The 18,293-nt window shown below is 60.1% G+C and carries 13 protein-coding genes; 10 read left to right on the top strand and 3 right to left on the bottom strand.

The window, feature by feature from the left end; genetic code table 11:
• Positions 1-25: 25 nt before the first annotated feature.
• The 6 genes from typA (at position 26) to ACMX25_RS17690 (ending at position 9,959) form a co-directional block, all read left to right on the top strand.
• A complete protein-coding gene (typA, locus tag ACMX25_RS17715; RefSeq protein WP_414951332.1) occupies positions 26-1,852 on the top strand; it encodes a translational GTPase TypA in 1,827 nt (608 codons plus the stop codon).
• Positions 1,853-2,165: 313 nt separating this feature from the next.
• On the top strand, positions 2,166-5,024 hold the full coding sequence (locus ACMX25_RS17710; RefSeq protein ID WP_414951330.1) for a 2-oxoglutarate dehydrogenase E1 component: 2,859 nt from the start codon (positions 2,166-2,168) through the stop codon (positions 5,022-5,024).
• A 217-nt stretch (positions 5,025-5,241) separates the two neighbouring features.
• The gene (odhB, locus tag ACMX25_RS17705; RefSeq protein ID WP_414951328.1) at positions 5,242-6,543 is read left to right on the top strand and encodes a 2-oxoglutarate dehydrogenase complex dihydrolipoyllysine-residue succinyltransferase; all 1,302 of its coding nucleotides are present in this window, start codon (positions 5,242-5,244) and stop codon (positions 6,541-6,543) included.
• 102 nt (positions 6,544-6,645) lie between these two features.
• Positions 6,646-8,076 (top strand): dihydrolipoyl dehydrogenase, encoded by a 1,431-nt coding sequence (lpdA, locus tag ACMX25_RS17700; RefSeq protein ID WP_414951326.1) that lies wholly within the window; start codon positions 6,646-6,648, stop codon positions 8,074-8,076.
• Between the two features lie 126 nt (positions 8,077-8,202).
• Positions 8,203-9,300 (top strand): cell division protein ZapE, encoded by a 1,098-nt coding sequence (gene zapE, locus ACMX25_RS17695; protein ID WP_414951324.1) that lies wholly within the window; start codon positions 8,203-8,205, stop codon positions 9,298-9,300.
• A gap of 188 nt (positions 9,301-9,488) precedes the next feature.
• Entirely contained in the window at positions 9,489-9,959 is a 471-nt protein-coding gene (locus ACMX25_RS17690; RefSeq protein ID WP_414951322.1) for a transposase, read from the top strand.
• Positions 9,960-10,054: 95 nt separating this feature from the next.
• Here ACMX25_RS17690 and ACMX25_RS17685 read toward each other — a convergent pair whose 3' ends face one another.
• The 3 genes from ACMX25_RS17685 to ACMX25_RS17675 form a co-directional block, all read right to left on the bottom strand.
• A complete protein-coding gene (locus ACMX25_RS17685) occupies positions 10,055-10,528 on the bottom strand; it encodes a DUF2147 domain-containing protein (RefSeq protein ID WP_414951321.1) in 474 nt (157 codons plus the stop codon).
• Positions 10,529-10,698: 170 nt separating this feature from the next.
• On the bottom strand, positions 10,699-12,402 hold the full coding sequence (locus tag ACMX25_RS17680) for a ShlB/FhaC/HecB family hemolysin secretion/activation protein (protein WP_414951319.1): 1,704 nt from the start codon (positions 12,400-12,402) through the stop codon (positions 10,699-10,701).
• Between the two features lie 481 nt (positions 12,403-12,883).
• Entirely contained in the window at positions 12,884-14,731 is a 1,848-nt protein-coding gene (locus tag ACMX25_RS17675) for a collagen-like triple helix repeat-containing protein (RefSeq protein WP_414951317.1), read from the bottom strand.
• 849 nt (positions 14,732-15,580) lie between these two features.
• On the opposite strand from ACMX25_RS17675, the gene ACMX25_RS17670 reads away from it, so the two are divergent.
• The 4 genes from ACMX25_RS17670 (at position 15,581) to cpaB (ending at position 18,077) form a co-directional block, all read left to right on the top strand.
• Positions 15,581-15,751, top strand: a complete 171-nt coding sequence (locus ACMX25_RS17670) for a Flp family type IVb pilin (protein ID WP_414951315.1) — start codon at positions 15,581-15,583, stop codon at positions 15,749-15,751.
• A gap of 215 nt (positions 15,752-15,966) precedes the next feature.
• Complete coding sequence (locus ACMX25_RS17665; protein WP_414951313.1) at positions 15,967-16,536, top strand: A24 family peptidase; 570 nt, start codon at positions 15,967-15,969, stop codon at positions 16,534-16,536.
• A gap of 113 nt (positions 16,537-16,649) precedes the next feature.
• Positions 16,650-17,069: a TadE/TadG family type IV pilus assembly protein gene (locus ACMX25_RS17660; protein WP_414951311.1), complete on the top strand. Its 420-nt coding sequence runs from the start codon at positions 16,650-16,652 to the stop codon at positions 17,067-17,069.
• A gap of 33 nt (positions 17,070-17,102) precedes the next feature.
• A complete protein-coding gene (gene cpaB / locus ACMX25_RS17655) occupies positions 17,103-18,077 on the top strand; it encodes a Flp pilus assembly protein CpaB (RefSeq protein ID WP_414951309.1) in 975 nt (324 codons plus the stop codon).
• Positions 18,078-18,293: the final 216 nt, after the last annotated feature.

Here is an 18,293-nt window from a genome sequence, read left to right as displayed (position 1 = left end):
GTATGTACAAGCTCCTCAGCCTCCTATGACTCGCGCCCTCCGCAATATCGCCATCATCGCCCACGTCGACCACGGCAAGACTACGCTCGTCGACCAATTGCTCCGCCAGACGGCCACGTTCCGAGAGAACCAGCAAGTGGTCGAGCGCGTGATGGACTCGAACGACATCGAAAAGGAACGTGGCATCACGATCCTGTCGAAAAACTGCGCGGTCGAGTATGAAGGCACGCATATCAACATCGTCGACACCCCGGGACACGCCGACTTTGGCGGCGAGGTGGAGCGTGTACTGTCCATGGTCGACTCCGTGCTGCTGCTGGTGGACGCCGTTGAAGGCCCCATGCCGCAAACGCGCTTCGTGACGAAGAAGGCGCTGGCGCTGGGACTCAAGCCTATCGTGGTGATCAACAAGGTCGACCGGCCGGGCGCGCGGATCGACTGGGTGATCAACCAGACGTTCGACCTGTTCGACAAGCTGGGTGCTACCGAAGAACAACTCGATTTCCCGATCGTCTATGCATCGGGCCTGAACGGTTATGCCGGCCTGAACCCGGACGTGCGCGAAGGCGACATGCGTCCGCTGTTCGACGCCGTGCTGGAACACGTTCCGGTTCGCCCGGCTGATCCGGAAGCGCCGCTGCAGCTTCAGATCACGTCGCTCGACTTTTCGTCGTACGTTGGCCGTATCGGCATTGGCCGGATCACGCGTGGCCGTATCAAGCCGGGCATGGCTGTCGCCGTGCGTACGGGTCCTGACGGCGCGATCCTGAACCGCAAGATCAATCAGGTACTGTCGTTCAAGGGCCTGGAGCGCGTGCAGGTCGAAGAAGCCGAAGCCGGCGACATCGTGCTGATCAACGGTATCGAGGAAATTGGCATTGGCGTGACCATTTGCGCCATCGACACCCCGGAAGCATTGCCCATGATCACCGTGGACGAACCCACGCTGACCATGAACTTCCTGGTGAACTCGTCGCCGCTGGCTGGCCGTGAAGGCAAGTTCGTGACGAGCCGTCAGATCCGTGACCGCCTGTTCAAGGAACTGAACCACAACGTAGCGTTGCGCGTGAATGAAACCGGTGACGAAACCACGTTCGAAGTGATGGGCCGTGGTGAGTTGCACCTGACCATTCTTGTGGAAAACATGCGTCGTGAAGGTTACGAACTCGCAGTATCGCGTCCGCGCGTGGTGATGACCGAAGTCGACGGCGTGAAGCACGAGCCGTACGAAAACCTGACCGTCGACATGGAAGATGCAAACCAAGGCGGCGTGATGGAAGAGCTGGGTCGCCGCAAGGGCGAAATGCTCGACATGGCGTCGGATGGCCGTGGCCGTACGCGTCTTGAGTATCGTATTTCGGCGCGTGGCCTGATCGGCTTCCAGTCGGAATTCCTGACGCTCACGCGCGGCACGGGCCTGATGAGCCACACGTTTGATTCGTATCAGCCGGTGAAGGAAGGCGGTGTGGGTGAGCGTCGTAACGGCGTGCTGATTTCGCAGGACGACGGCGCCGCAGTCGCGTACGCATTGTGGAAGCTGCAGGATCGCGGCCGCATGTTCGTGTCGCCGGGCGACGCATTGTACGAAGGCATGATCATCGGCATTCACAGCCGTGACAACGACCTGGTCGTGAATCCGATCAAGGGCAAGCAGTTGACCAACGTGCGTTCGTCGGGAACGGACGAAGCGGTGCGTCTCGTGCCGCCGATCCAGATGTCGCTGGAATACGCCGTTGAGTTTATCGATGACGACGAGCTGGTCGAAGTGACGCCGCTGTCCATCCGTCTGCGCAAGCGTTACTTGAAGGAACACGAGCGTCGTAGCGCCAGCCGCAAGGGCGCAGTGGACTGATTCACGCGAAGCCGCGTGTTGGGAAAAGCCGCCTTCGGGCGGCTTTTTTATTGCCTCGGCGAGTCCTGAGCACGTCCTTTTTCATGTGTCCCTTATTCGCGAAAGGTCCTCGAAAGCCCGCTGGATAAGCATTCGGGGTGCGGCTATCGGCGCGTCGACGTATTGATCTGTGCTATGCTAGAGAAAGTATTGCCAGTTTTAGGTCCTTCCAAGCAGACTTGATTCGCGCAATCCGCTAAACGGTCAGGCCGTGTTGCGGAAGGTTGAGTAACCCGCTATTTCTCGAGAAACTCGAAGAAAGGTGAGCGTAAAAATGATGAAGAATTCCCAGCTGAACTCCTATTTGTTCGGCGGTAATGCCCCGTATGTTGAAGAACAGTACGAGGCATATCTCGATAATCCCGCGTCAGTGCCCGAGACCTGGCGTACCTATTTCGATGCGTTGCAGAACGTGCCTGCATCGGATGGGACGAATCACAACGACGTGGCCCACGGCCCGATCGTCGAATCGTTCGCGCAACGCGCGAAATCGAACGGCTTCGTGCCGCGCGAAAGTAGTGGTGATCTGGCGACCGCGCGCAAGCAGGTCTACGTCCAGTCGCTGATTGGCGCTTACCGTTTCCTCGGCTCCCAATGGGCCAACCTCGATCCGCTGAAGCGCCGTGAGCGCCCAGCTATTCCTGAGCTCGAACCCGCGTTCTACGACTTCACCGAAGCCGACATGGATCAGATGTTCCATGCGCAGAACCTGTATTTCGGTTTCGAGCAGGCATCGCTGCGTGAGATCGTGAAGGCATTGCGTGACACGTACTGCGGCACGATCGGCGCCGAGTTCATGTACATCAGCGATCCGGAACAGAAGCGCTGGTGGAAAGAAAAGCTCGAATCGATCCGCTCCACCCCGAATTTCTCCCCCGACAAGAAAAAGCACATTCTTCAGCGCCTGACGGCGTCCGAAGGGCTTGAGCGTTTCCTGCACACGAAGTACGTCGGCCAGAAGCGCTTTTCGCTGGAAGGCGGCGAGAGTTTCATCGCGTCGATGGACGAAGTCGTTCGTCACGCCGGCGCTGCGGGCGTGCAGGAAATCATCATCGGCATGGCACACCGCGGGCGTTTGAACGTTTTGGTGAACACGCTGGGCAAGATGCCGGCTGATCTCTTCGCCGAATTCGAAGGCAAACACGTCGATGACCTGCCGGCCGGTGACGTGAAGTATCACAAGGGTTTCTCGTCGGACGTTTCAACCGACGGCGGCCCGGTCCACCTGTCGCTCGCGTTCAACCCGTCGCACCTTGAAATCGTGAACCCGGTGGTCGAAGGATCGGCCAAGGCACGGATGGATCGCCGCGGCGACATCGACGGCCTGCAAGTGCTGCCGGTCCAGATCCACGGCGACGCGGCGTTTGCCGGTCAGGGCGTGGTGATGGAAACGCTGAACCTCGCGCAAACGCGCGGTTACGGCACGCACGGCACGCTGCATATCGTCATTAATAACCAGATCGGCTTTACGACGTCCGACCCGCGCGATGCGCGTTCGACGCTGTATTGCTCGGACGTGGCGAAGATGATCGAAGCGCCGGTGCTGCACGTGAACGGCGACGATCCGGAAGCGGTCGTGCTGTGCACGCAGCTGGCTATCGATTTTCGCATGCAGTTCCACAAGGACGTGGTTGTCGACATCATCTGTTTCCGCAAGTTAGGTCACAACGAGCAGGACACGCCGGCAGTCACGCAGCCGTTGATGTACAAGACGATTGCGAAGCATCCGGGTACGCGCGCGCTGTACGCTGAAAAGCTCGTGCAGCAAGGCGTGATCACGGCGGAAGACGCAGATGGTTACGTGAAGGCGTATCGCCAGGCAATGGACGATGGTCATCACACGGTCGATCCGGTGCTCTCGAACTACAAGAGCAAGTACGCGGTGGACTGGGTTCCGTTCCTGAACCGCAAGTGGACCGACGCCGCTGATACAGCCGTTCCGTTGGCTGAACTGAAGCGTCTCGCGGACCGCATCACCACGGTTCCCGATAACTTCAAGGTGCATCCGCTGGTCGAGCGCGTGATCAACGATCGTCGCGCGATGGGCCGTGGCGAAGCAAAGCTCGACTGGGGCATGGGCGAGCATCTGGCTTACGCGTCGCTGGTGGCATCGGGTTATGCCGTGCGTCTCACGGGCCAGGATTCGGGCCGTGGCACGTTCACGCATCGTCACGCTGTGCTGCACGATCAGAACCGCGAGCGCTGGAACGACGGCACGTACATTCCGCTGCAGAACATTGCTGAAGGTCAGGCGAAGTTCACCGTGATCGACTCGGTGTTGTCGGAAGAAGCGGTGCTCGGTTTCGAGTACGGTTATTCGACCGCGGAACCGAACACGCTGGTCGCGTGGGAAGCGCAATTCGGCGACTTCGTGAACGGCGCGCAAGTCGTGATCGACCAGTTCATCTCGTCGGGCGAAGTGAAGTGGGGTCGTGTTTCGGGTCTCACCATGCTGCTGCCGCACGGTTATGAAGGTCAAGGTCCGGAGCACTCGTCGGCGCGTATCGAACGATTCCTGCAGCTTTGCGCGGACCACAACATGCAAGTGGTCCAGCCGACCACGCCGGCGCAGATTTTCCATCTGTTGCGCCGTCAGATGATCCGCTTGTTCAGGAAGCCGCTGATCGTCGCCACGCCGAAGTCGCTGCTGCGTCACAAGGAAGCGGTGTCGGATCTGTCGGAACTGGCGAAGGGCTCGTTCCAGCCGATCATCGGCGAAGTGGACGGCACGATCGAGCCGAAGAAGGTCAAGCGGGTGATCGTGTGTTCGGGTCGCGTGTATTACGACCTCGTGGCGCATCGTCGCGAAGCGAAGGCGAACGACGTCGCGATCATCCGTATCGAGCAGTTGTATCCGTTTGCCCACAAGCAGTTCGACGCGGAAATCAAGAAATACGAAAATGCGAACGAAGTGGTCTGGGCACAGGACGAGCCGCAGAACCAGGGCGCCTGGTTCTACGTCGAGCATCATCTGCGTGAAGGCATGCGTGAAGGACAGAAGCTGGCGTACAGCGGCCGTCCGGCATCGGCATCCCCGGCAGTCGGCTATTACGCGAAACACTACGAGCAGCTGAAGGCGCTGATCGAAGGCGCGTTTGGCCGGTTGAAGGGCGCACAGACGATCTCGAAGTAACGGCTGTGACCGGGGAGCGCCGCTGTTAGCGGCTCCCCGGTTTTTCGCGCGCTGTCCTGTGATTCAAGTTTCGATTTTGAACGTGGAATGCACAAGCAGCGCTCGCCATTGATTGGTTAGACGCGCTGCATTGACACGCTCTGGTCATCCAGAAATTGACGGCGTCGAACTCTCCAGGAATTGACGTTGTACCCAGATACATTCAGGAAAAAACATAATGTCTATCGTAGAAGTCAAGGTTCCCCAGCTTTCTGAGTCCGTATCCGAAGGCACTTTGCTGACGTGGAAGAAAAAGCCTGGCGAAGCTGTTGCCATCGACGAAATTCTCGTCGAAGTTGAAACAGATAAGGTCGTGCTGGAAGTGCCGGCACCGGCTGCAGGTGTGCTGGGGCAAGTGATCAAGCATGACGGTGACATAGTGACGGCAGAAGAATTGATCGCGACGATCGATACGGATGCGAAAGCGGGCGCAGCGCCCGTCGCCGCCGCCGCAGGCGCTGCCGAAGTGCAGCCGGCACCGGCCGCCCAACCGCAACAGGAAGCTGCACCGGCAACGGCGAGCGCTTCGGCTTCGAACACCTCGGCTTCGCCATCGGCTGCGAAGATCCTGGCAGAGAAGAACGTCTCGAGCGATCAGGTTTCCGGTTCGGGCCGCGATGGCCGTATCACGAAGGGCGATGCACTGGCCGCCACGCAAGGCGCGCCGGCTGTTTCCGCTGCGGTCTCCGCGCCTGCTGCAAAGCCCGCCGCTCCTGCCAAGGCCGCCAAGCCGTCCCTGCCGGACGTGAAGGCGCCGGGCGCTGATCAATGGCTGAAGGACCGTCCGGAACAACGCGTGCCGATGTCGCGTCTGCGCGCACGTATCGCCGAGCGTCTGCTCGAATCGCAGCAGACCAACGCCATCCTGACGACGTTCAATGAAGTGAACATGGCGCCGGTGATGGACCTGCGCAACAAGTACAAGGACAAGTTCGAGAAGGAACATGGCGTGAAGCTCGGCTTCATGTCGTTCTTCGTGAAGGCCGCTGTCCACGCGCTGAAGAAGTACCCGCTGGTCAACGCGTCGATCGACGGAAACGACATCGTTTATCACGGTTACTTCGATATCGGTATCGCTGTCGGCTCGCCGCGTGGTCTCGTGGTGCCGATCGTTCGCAATGCGGATCAATTGAGCCTGGCTGACATCGAAAAGAAGATTGCTGAATACGGCGTGAAGGCACGCGACGGCAAGCTGTCTATCGAAGAAATGACGGGCGGTACGTTCTCGATCTCGAACGGCGGTGTGTTCGGTTCCATGTTGTCCACGCCGATTATCAATCCGCCGCAGTCGGCCATTCTGGGCGTGCACGCAACGAAGGAACGCGCGGTGGTCGAGAACGGCCAGATCGTGATTCGTCCGATGAACTACCTGGCGCTGTCTTACGACCATCGGATCATCGACGGCCGCGAAGCGGTGTTGTCGCTGGTCGCGATGAAGGATGCGCTGGAAGATCCGTCTCGCTTGTTGCTGGACATCTAAGCCGTTGTTGGCCCTTTAAATCTGGCAGTAAAACCTTATTTGGGACTCATGGCGCGTTCGGTAGGCCCGGTGCGTCGTGTATCCAACAAGAGAAGGATAGTCATGTCCAAAGAATTTGATGTCGTCGTGATTGGTGCAGGCCCTGGTGGTTACATCGCGGCGATTCGTGCAGCGCAGCTCGGCAAGTCGGTTGCGTGTATTGAAGGCTGGAAGAACCCGGCCGGTAACCTGAAGCTTGGGGGCACGTGTCTCAACGTGGGCTGCATTCCGTCGAAGGCGTTGCTGGCATCGTCGGAAGAATTTGAAAACGTTTTGCATCACCTCGGCGATCACGGCATCAACGTGAGCGACGTTAAGCTCGATCTCACGAAGATGCTTGCCCGCAAGGAAGGCATTGTCGAGAAGATGACGAAGGGCATCGAGTTCCTGTTCCGCAAGAACAAGATCACGTGGCTGAAGGGTCATGGCAAGTTCACGGGCAAGACGGACGCCGGCGTGCAGATCGAAGTGAGCGGCGAAGCGGAAACCGAAACCGTGACGGCGAAGAACGTGATCATCGCGACGGGATCGAAGGCGCGTCATCTGCCGGGCATTCCGGTCGACAACAAGATTGTCGCGGACAACGAAGGCGCGCTGTCGTTCGATGCCGTGCCGAAGAAGCTCGCCGTGATTGGCGCCGGCGTGATCGGGCTGGAACTGGGCTCGGTGTGGCGTCGTTTGGGCGCGGACGTGACGGTGCTCGAAGCGCTGCCCGCGTTCCTCGGCGCATGCGATGACTCGCTCGCGAAAGAAGCTGCGAAGCAATTCAAGAAGCAAGGCCTGGACATTCATCTCGGCGTGAAAATCGGCGAAGTGAAAACGACGGATTCAAGCGTTTCGGTGGCGTACACGGACAAGGACGGCAACGCGCAGACGCTCGACGCCGACCGTTTGATCGTGTCGATCGGCCGCGTGCCGAACACGGACAATCTCGGTCTGGAAGCGATCGGCCTGAAGACGGACGAACGCGGTTTTGTTCCTGTGAATGACCATTGCGCGACCACTGTGCCGAACGTGTACGCGATCGGCGACGTGGTGCGTGGCCCGATGCTCGCGCACAAGGCGGAAGACGAAGGCGTGCTGGTGGCTGAGATCATCGACGGTCAGAAGCCGCATATCGACTACAACTGCATTCCGTGGGTGATCTACACCGAACCGGAAATTGCGTGGGTCGGCAAGACGGAACAGCAGCTCAAGGCTGAAGGCCGCGAGATCAAGACCGGCCAGTTCCCGATGGTGGCGAACGGCCGCGCGCTGGGTATCGGCAAGGCGGACGGGTTCGTCAAGATGATCGCCGATGCGAAGACCGACGAACTGCTCGGTTGCCACATCATCGCGGCGAATGCGTCGGACCTGATCGCTGAAGCGGTTGTGGCGATGGAGTTCAAGGCGGCATCGGAAGATATCGGCCGGATCTGCCATCCGCATCCGTCGTTGTCGGAAGTGATGCGCGAAGCAGCGCTCGCCGTCGATAAACGCGCGCTCAATATGTAATTGCAGCATCGTTTGAGCAGCAGGACGAAGGCGGGCGGGAGTTTTCCCGCTCGCCTTTGTTTTATCCACGGCCCTCAGCTTTCTTAGCTTCTTTGCCTTGAAAAACCTCGCACCATGAACCGCATCATGAACGTTAGCGAATACTACGAAAACGAACTGCAGACGCGGGGTTATCAGTCGGACGCAGCGCAACTGGCCGCGGTCGAACGTTTGCAACGCTGCTACGACGAGTGGGTCGCTTACAAAGCGCGCCGCTCGAACGCGTTCAAGAAACTGATTTCGCACCCGGATTTGCCGCGTGGCGTCTACATGTGGGGCGGCGTGGGGCGCGGCAAGAGCTTCCTGATGGACAGCTTCTTCGCGGTCGTGCCGGTTCAGCGCAAGACGCGCCTGCATTTCCACGAGTTCATGCGTGAGGTGCATCGTGAGCTGGAAGAGTTGAAGGGCACGTCCGATCCGCTCGATGAACTCGCGCGACGCGTGGCGAAGCGTTATCGGTTGATCTGTTTCGACGAGTTTCACATCTCGGATATTGCCGACGCCATGATTCTTTATCGGCTGCTCGACCGCTTGTTTGGCGCCGGCGTGCAGTTCGTGATGACGTCCAACTATGACCCGGACTTGCTTTACCCGGATGGCTTGCATCGCGACCGGTTGCTGCCCGCCATTGAGCTGATCAAGTCGAAGCTGGACGTGATCAACGTCGATGCCGGCACGGATTATCGTAAGCGTACTTTGTCGCAAGTGACGGCGTATCACACGCCGCTGGGCGCGGCCGCTGACAAAGCGCTGCGTGCCGACTTCGCGAAGCTGGCCGCCGTGCCGGACGAAAGCCCGATCTTGCGCATCGAGAAGCGTGAATTGAAGGCGCTACGCAAAGCCGACGGCGTGGTCTGGTTCGACTTCGCGACGCTCTGCGGCGGCCCGCGTTCACAGAACGATTACCTCGAACTGGCGAGCCGCTTCCACGCGGTGATTCTCTCCGAGGTACCGAAGATGTCGCCGCGCAATGCGTCGGAGGCGCGGCGGTTTACGTGGCTGATCGACGTGTTCTATGACCACAAGGTGAAGCTGTTGATGTCGGCGGCGGTGCCGGCGGAAGAACTCTACGTGGAAGGTCCGATGGCCAACGAGTTTGCCCGCACGGTGTCGCGCATCACCGAGATGCAGTCGAAGGAATATCTGGAGTCGGAGCGCCGGCTGGTGGATACATCGCTGACCTGAGCTCGTTGACCTGGTTCATTGACTTAGCGTTGGCCGAACGGCCGAATTGACAATGCGAGACTCATAATTTCGACGTGAGCTCACTGCCGTAAGGCTTTGGAGCGTATTTCAAGATTCGGACATGTCTTATTCCGGGGTACCGGACAGATCGGTATCTTCTAATCACTTACTTGTGATTGGAGAGAACCATGAAGCCTTACCGCGATATGTCCGACGAAGAATGGCAAATGGTCGCGCCGTTGTTGCCAGAGTTGCGGCCCCGTTCCGAGTTGCGCGGGCGCCCGCTCGCCAATACGCGAGCAGTGCTCAATGGCGTGCTCTGGGTGATGTATAGCGGCGCTTCATGGTCAACGTTACCGCGTAAATATCCGTCGTATCAGACGTGTCACCGGCGCTTCAAGGCATGGCACGACTCCGGTGTGCTCGGGCGGGTGATGCTGCAGTTGTTCGGCGTGGCGAGTGAAGGTTTGTATTCGTTGATGACGTCGCGCATGCGAGTACCAACGGAGTTGCCCGAGGGATTGGGCGGCCATGCGATTGCGGCAGATGCCGCGTGGCATGGCGACGCAAGGCCAATGCTTATGCCACTCGTTCCGCTCGGCCCGCTCAGCCCAGAACCAGTTGAATATCTGCGGGACGGTGTGCGCCGCGCGGCTTGACGCTCACCCGTGAATAAAAAACCCGGCTGGAGACTTAACGTCTCCAGCCGGGTTTTCTTTATGCGTTACATATTCAGACGCAGCGTTCCTGCTGTCTACTGCTGCCGAACCCAGGTTTGTGAACGTCCGAGCAGCGATACGCCAATATAGCCGCGCACCACGAGTTTCTGTCCGCCGTCATCCAGGTGCATCTTGCATTTGTACAGCTTGCCGTTCTCGGGGTCGAGAATCTGTCCGCCGTCCCACGTATCGCCATCGGGTTTCATGCCGTCGATGATCGTCATGCCTTTCATCAACTGGTCCTTGCGTGAATCCGTGCAGGCGGTGCATCGGCGAGTGGGGTCGTCATTGCTGCCGAGGCCGGTGAGGATCTTGCCGGTGAGCGTGCCGTCGCCGTCCTGGACGATTTGCACAAGCGCCTTGGGCTGACCAGTCTTGTCGTCGATGGTTTGCCAGAGTCCCGCAGGCGATGCCGCCTGCGCCATGCTGGCTGCGCCTGAGGCGAGTAGTGCACCGGCAAGCAGGATGCGTCCCACATGCCGATGCGCGCGTTCGGTAAATCCCGTCATGCTTCCTCCTTGAGGTAAAACGTCTCTTATTTCTTTGGCCATGTCGTCATTATTGCCGGCTGTGGCCGGCTATCGCGGGTGCCGCGTGCCGGACAGAATACGACAAAGCATGGGGAGCGTTTTGTACAAACCCTCTAGTCGGACAGGTTGTTCGCCTGAGCCTGTCCCATTCAATCGAACTGGTAGGAGAAGGTCGCGTTGACGCGCGGGCTGCGCGAGCCGTTCCCTTCCACCGGTGCATCGCCAACGGGTTTCGCCAGCGATAAATCCAGGCTGTAGTACTTGGCATCGGAGATCCGGAAACCGACTCCGACTGATGCAAGGCGGCTTGGTTTCGCACCGGCGGTGTGAAGATACGTGTGGGCGGTGTCGACGGTAACGTAGGGCGTGAAGATCTTCAGGAACGCCAGTCCGATCGCAAACGGCCGGTTGATTTCCGCCGACGCGGCCCAGCCCGAATCACCCGATACTTCTCCCGGCTGATAACCCAGCGCGAAGCGTTGGCCGCCAAACGCAATCTGTTCCGATGTCGGCAAGGAGCTCGCACTGTATTGCCCGGTTGCTGCAATCGAAGTGCGGATCTTGAACGGCCATTCATTGGTCTGCGAAACGGTCGCACCTGTTCGCACGAATGTGAGCGATGCGGGGTTGGTCGTAATAACGCCCGGGATATTCGTGTCCGCCGACTTTGATGCGCCAAGTACATCGAACGCTTTCGCGACGTTCAAGCTCGCACGCCGGACAGTTCCCGTATCCACGCCGGTGTAGTCGAGTTGCAAAGTCGTCACACGCACTTGCGAGCGCTGCCCAAGTTGTGCGCCCGTGATCGTGTTCTTGTAGCGGTCCTCATCGTGCGAAGCGTATGCGCCCACCGTGCCTATCAGGCTGCGCGTGTTGCTCAACACGAACGGATACGACGCGGACAAGCCCGCTTTGTCATTGACGACCGTGCGCTCGACGTAAGATGGCAGGCCGGGGTTATCGACGGGATGTCCGTAGTAATGCGAAGCATCTGCCTTGACGGTGAAGCCATCGGTGCCTATTGGCAGCGAGCCGTTGACATCGAAATAGGTTTGATCGTTGCGGCCCTTTGGCAGTAGCGCGGAGACCCCCAGCGTTTCGCCCTGGCCGAGCAGGCCATTTTCCGTCGCGGTGACAATGCCCTGCACGCCGGGATGATTCATGTCGATGCCGGTCGCGATATTGAACGGCTTGCGCTCGACATCGAGATCGAGCGTGGTCGCGCCGTCGGTGGTCTGCGGCGGCGCGACGGTCGCCGCGATCTTCACGCCGGGCGTGAGGCCCAGCACATTGACGTAACGCTCGAAGGTTTCTTGCCGCAGCGGCCGGTCTGCGCGAATCCGGTCAGCAATCGCGCGAATGCGTTTCTCAGCGGTGCCGGGATCGCCCTTGATCTTGATATCGGCGACGTAACCCTCGACCACGGTGACGCGTACGACGCCGTTTTCGAAGGTCTGCGCGGGCACGAAAGCAAAGGAGAGCGCGTAACCCCGTTCCTTGTAGAGCGCGGTCACGCCGCTCGCCGTCTCCATCAATTCGCCGATGGTGACGTCCTTGCCCACGAGCGGAGTGAAGCGCTGCGCGACTTCATCGAAGGGAATGGCTTTTACACCTTCCACTTCAATCTTCTGTGGCGTCAGATGACGTGCAAGAAGTTCCTGGACGTGCGGGGTCTGAGGCTGGACATCGACGGTCACGGCCGGTGGTTTTTGCGGCGCGTTCACTTGCGGCAACGCATCCAGTGGATTGCCCGCCAGTGCGGGCCGCGCGAGCTGCCCGCTGGTCTGCGCCTGGACGGCATGCGCCGACACCGCCGCAAGCAGCAGCGTCCATTTCCATTCTTTGATATTCACGGTACGGCCCTCGGTGGTTTTTTTCGTGAGAACTGCGGAGGAGGCCGGATCGACATGACCCGTGGTCCTGCTGCGTTCGTCATCGTTAATGCTGGGTACGACTTCTAATGCTTCTATTGCATGCCTCTGTATTACGGCTCTTTGTAGCAATAACCTTTGGCTTTGTTTGTTGCTGGCTCGATCTATTCGGGATTATCGGTTGTCCTAGTGGTCTTGGATGGTCTTTGAATGCACGCAGAAAATGTCCGGCCGGAAGCGAGCCCGGCGCCGAGGGCGGCGCCGGGGATGACGAAATGTTTACCGGACACTGAAAGGATCGTTGAGGGGTTTCGGTACCCGACCTCCTCGTCGCGAGGACGTGACGAACGCATGTTTCAAACCGTGACCCGAACTTGGGGCGGTCCGGGTCACGGACCCGATGGCCTCGAGTTATCGCTCCGGGTGACAAGCAACGAGGCCCAAGCTTCGTGGCAGCGTCAGATCACTTGTTATGCGCGCCGAGCAAGCCGCCCAGCAGCGAGGTGACGCCACCCAGCGGATTGCTTAGCGCGCTGCCGGCCGTACCGCCGCTTGTGGTGCTCAAGAGACCTACTCCAACGCCTGCGCCGGCGGTGGTTGTCGTTGCACCCGTCGACGGCGACTTCGTCGTCGTGGCCCCCACGCCTACGCCTGCGCCAACGACTGTTCCGGTGACCGATGCGAGCAACCCGCCAACCGGGTTGGCTGCGCCCGTCCCAGAGCCCGATGTTGCGCCGGTCAGGGCACTCGTGGTGGCGCCTACTACGCCGGCTACAGGTGTGGTTACGCTGGTGGCCACTGCGCCTACGGTGTTCGTCAAGCCGCCGAGCAAGCTGGTAAGAGGCGCGGTCGGACCTGCACCCGGTGCAGAACCGGCGCCGCCTGCGACACCCGTCACGCCGCTGACCAAGCCCGCAATGGGCGCCAACGGACCGGCCGATCCCGGTGCGGCGCCAAGGCTTGAGACCGTGCTTGCAACGCCGCCGGCCAGCCCTTTTATCGGAGAGAGCGCGCCGCCTGCTGCGCCCGTACCGCCAACGCCTGTCAGACCACCCGTCAAGCCGCTCACGAGGCCCGTGACGGGCGCGAGTGGGCCACTCGATCCGCCTGTCCCACCTGCGGCCCCCGTCAGGCCTGAGAGGATGCCGGTGACTGGTGAGAAGGGGTTGCTGCCCGGTGTGCCGTTCACAAGACCGCCGGCCGACGCGAGCGTGCTGCCCGTCGTGGACACGATGCCGCCAAGGCCGGTCGCAAGCGGATTGTCGCCTGTTGAAGCGACCGTGCCGCCCGTCGACTTCAACACACCACCGAGCATGGCGAGCAGATTGTCGGTGGGTGCGCCGAGGCCGGTTGCGGAGCCAACGGTCTGCGTCAGCGCGCCGGCTAACGCGGTGATCGGTGTGATCGCCGTGCTGGCCTGCTGCGTGACCTGGTTGACTACGCCGGTGGAAAGCGTTGTGCCAAGTGCACCGCCAGTTTGCGTGACGGCGTTGCCGAGGGTGCCTACCACGTTGCCCAATGGCGTTGTTACAGGCGCGAGCGGGGAAAGGGCGCCGCTGCCGACGCTGGTTACCAGATCGCCGGTACTACTGACGGCCGCGCCGGCTTGTTGAACCACGTTGCCGGTGCTGGCGAGCGTCGTGCCTACGGGATTAGCGCTCGAACCAATCTGGCCGAGCCCCGTCGAGACACCAGTTCCCAGCGCATCGACCGCGTCGCCCAGATGCGAGACGACGCCGCCTGCTGCCTGTGTCGTGGCGGAGCTGACGCCGGGAATTTTCGCGTCGCCGATTACCGTGCCTACGTCCGTCACTGCATTGCCCGCTGCCGATACGACGTTACCCGCGCCGCCAGCTACGGCCGCAACCGGAGCTATCACCGACGTGCCGCCGCCTGTTCCGCCTCCGCCACCGCCGCCTGAACCACCTGAACCACCTGAGCCGCCACCCGAACCGCCAGTTCCTCCGCCCGTGCCTCCGCCGGCCACGACCGTCCCGCCGCCAGCACCTGCGCCTCCACTGCCCGTGCCCGCGCCACCACCCGCACCTATAGCGGTGCCAGTGCCGCCGCCGTCGGTGCCACCGCCGACCGTGGTGCTTCCGCCGCCGTCGCCTGAACCGCCTGAGCTACCTGAGCTACCTGAGCCGCTACCTGAGCCGCCAGTGGTCGGTATTGCTCCGGATCCCGAACTGCCTAATTGTTTGCTGGTTGATCCCGAGCCGCCGCAGGCGCCAAGGGTCAACATGGCCGCGATAGCAGCGGTGAGGAAGGTGAGGCGCAAAGCGCCGCTTTGGATATGGATGGTTTTCATAACGCCCTCGGATGGATTTAGTTTTTTGCTTTTTAGAACTGCCATCGTCTTATTGCAGGACGCGTGCCATTTGTATGGAGGATGACGAACGATCGGCATGCACACGTTACCAACCAGACGATATAAAGCCTGGCATGGCTTTGCCGGTGGTCTGGGGGTCTGGAGGAAATGCAGCGACGCCGCGTTGAGGTATCACGTAACGTAACGTGCGGTTGAGAGTGTTACGCCTCACGCCGTAACACCCGTTACGCGTGCGGCAACGTGTTCAATGCTTGACTCGCGATCCGCGATCCGTGATCACAACCGCGGGTTTCTAGCGTGCCCACTATTCAATCATTCAACGGCAGTGCGAACAACGACTAATAGGGCGTCGTCATTGAGCAAGCGAAATAACGCGCACGAACTAGAGAGTACACGCTAGATAAAACTTTATAAAAGTTAATGAGAGCGCTTTCGTTCATCAAGTTGTTAGCCGACAGACCGCTCGGTTAATCCAACAAAATTTGACGAACGCTGGTAAGTGTTTGAGTACAAAGCGTTGTTATCGCACAAAGCTTACCGATCAAGGGTAACAACTGATGAAATTATTGCGCGGTACCCATTGATTTCGAGATAGCGTTCGGCTATAAATCGTTTCAGGGATGCATCATTTAACATCCCGACTGCTGGAAGCAGCATCGATTACACGTCTAGAACTTGAGAGAAACGGCGATTGAAAATCGCGCGCAGCGACGCGCATCCAGGCATGGGAGCAACGCCCGCGGGGAAGAGAGAACCCGCTGGCAGCGACCCAAAAAAATGCCGGATCATTTGCCATGCGGCCATTAAAAATATCCGAGGGAATGCGTCATGTCTAATTTCATCAAGAGCTTCGTCAAAGACGAACGCGGCGTCACTGCCATTGAATACGCGCTTATCGCAGGGCTTATAGCGGCTGCACTCGCGTTGTCGATAGGCTCGCTCACCGGGGCGTTGACAAAGGCGTTCACCGCCATCGTGACCACGCTCGGCGGAACCTGAAGCATCGCCTCGGCTGGCTCGAAGGCTCACACTTTTCTCACGTGGCAGCTTACGCTTATACCGGTATTTGCTCCGGTATAGCTGGATAAGCCGTGTCGCATTAATTCGCGCGTGGGCAACCGGCGGTTAGTCAATGTGATGCCTGCTCTCTTCAATCGACCGCTTTAAAAAACGGTCGGCGGGATTTGCTTGCCTGGTTGAAGCGAGTTCATATCATGACTAACGCCACGTTATTCATTGGCTGGGCACTCGTGATCGTTTTATTCGATTGCCGGTGGCGCCGTATTCCCAATTGGCTCGTTATTGGGGGACTGGTGGCGGCTGGCGTGCTTGTCGCCATTGGCCATTCGCCATTTCAGATCGACCTGTTCGATGCCGCTCTGGGTCTCGCAGCCGGACTGCTTGCACTCTTGCCGTTCTACCTGATTGGCCTGATGGGCGCCGCCGACGTCAAGGTGTTCGCCACGCTAGGCGCATGGTGCGGCTTTCACGCATTACCCGCGCTGTGGATCATGGCCAGCATTGCCGCCGGTATTCATGCGCTGGTTTTGCTTGCGTCGGCGGTGATCGAGCGAAGGCGCGAGAGTGTAGAAAGTTCATCGGAATCCTCATCAAATTCAGATGACTACCCGAACCGCTCTCATGACGTGACCGGGAGCAGAGCCGAACGATCATCCCGATACACCTTTAGTGTTCGAGGCCGCCGCGCAACACCGTACGCCGCGTTGCTCGCCGTGTCCGCGATAGGGATTCTGACGCTGCACGTCTTCGAGGCCGCCCGATGACCGCTCTCAAATCTGCGCGACCCGTCGCGTCCGACGCCAGCCGCCGTGATCACGCGCATTCCCCGGCCCATACCAAGGCAAGGAACACTCGACGGCGGACGCAGCGAGGATCCATGGCTGTGGAGTTCGCCATTGTGTTTCCGCTGTTCTTCCTGGTGTTCTACGCGATCGTCACCTACAGCATGGTCTTCGTCGCGCAGCAGTCACTGACGCTGGCTGCATCGGAGGGAGCACGCGCTGCGTTGCGCTACCAGCCCGGCGCGACCAACGCGACCGCCGCGCTCGCGTTGCGCGCGAGCGCGGCTTGCGCGACGGCGAAGGGTCTTGTGAACTGGCTCGCAAGCAGCGCTCCATGCACGGCGACGTACGCGGGATGCAGCTTCGACACGTCGATGCAATGCGTGGAGGTGGCGCTCAACTACGACTACGCAAGCCGACCGCTGGTGCCGTCACTCCCTTTGATCGGGCTGCCGGTGCCGAAAAGTCTCACGGCAAGTGCGATGGTGCAATTGAACCCGGAGAACCTGTTTTAGGCGTTGTTCACGCTTGAAATAACCCACACGATCATGGCCAACATTACCCGCATCCTCGCTGTTTCCCTGATCGCACTTGCCGTGCTGCTCGGCATTTTCGCTTGGTCGATCTCGCGTCGTCCCCCGGCGCCGGTACCGCAAATCGTGCAGGGGCAGGCAAGCTTTCCGGTGGTCGTGGCGACACGCGACCTGCCGGCCGGCAAACCGATCGACGCCGATGCCTTGACCTTGCGGATGGCGCCATCGCGTGGAACCGGTGAATTCGCTGACGCAACGGGTCTCGTCGGGCGCGTGCCGCTGGCCGCGATCGGCGCCAATATGCCGCTCTCCGAGGCCAACCTCACGACCGGACTCGCCGATGCCATCGCGTCCGGCGAACGGGCTATCGCGGTCCGAGTGGACGAAGGTAATGCGGTGGGCAACCGGGTGCGACCCGGCAATTTCGTCGATGTATTTTTCATGCTCAAGCGCGATATGTCCGCCGGCCTGGGCACGAATGGAGAGGTGGATGCAACGCAAGCGCGGCTGTTGTTGTCGAGGGTTCGCGTGCTCAGTTTCGGTGACGCGACCGTTCCCGGCACGTCGGACGCAACGGACGTCGCGGCTAATGCATCCAACGCGGCTAACGCCTCGCGCAGCGCGGGTGCGAGGACGGCGGTGCTGGCCGTGCGCACTGCGGATATCGACGCGCTCACCCTCGCGGAGGGTGCAGGCCGCCTGGTGCTGGCGCTGCGCAATCCCGCCGATACAGACACAGCCGAACCACTCGCCATGGCGCCGCTTCTTGCATCGAAAAGGATGTCGAACGATGGTGCATCGCGTGCGGCTGCGGGGCTGTCGCTGGAGGCGCTGGCGGGTGCCCACGGTGAGCGGTCGGCGCGCCCGTCTTCTATTCCGGCGTTACCGGCCATGCCTTACGTGCCTGCGGCGCGCGCGCCGCGTGTTCAGGCGGTGTCGAATGATCTTGAGTTGATTCGTGGTGCACATAGGGAAAAATTGGCGTACTGAAAACGATGGCGCCGCCGTAAACAAAGTTAGAAGGACGAGTAGCAAGCATTAAAAGGAAGTTCGGGGCCATGCCGCCGTATGGCGACAACGCAGTATGTAGTCGATATATAAAAATCATGAAAGCCAAGAGTTTCTATCGAGGACGCGGTGTGTCTGGCGCGCGCCAGTTGTTGCTCGCCGCGCTGATAGGCACGTGCGCGGCAGCGCCGCTCGCCG

The sequence above is a fragment of the Caballeronia eucalypticola genome, from assembly GCF_047608185.1.
Taxonomy (GTDB): Bacteria; Pseudomonadota; Gammaproteobacteria; order Burkholderiales; family Burkholderiaceae; genus Caballeronia.
Note: the sequence above shows the minus strand (reverse complement) of the source record. Positions and strands in the feature narration are given on the sequence as shown.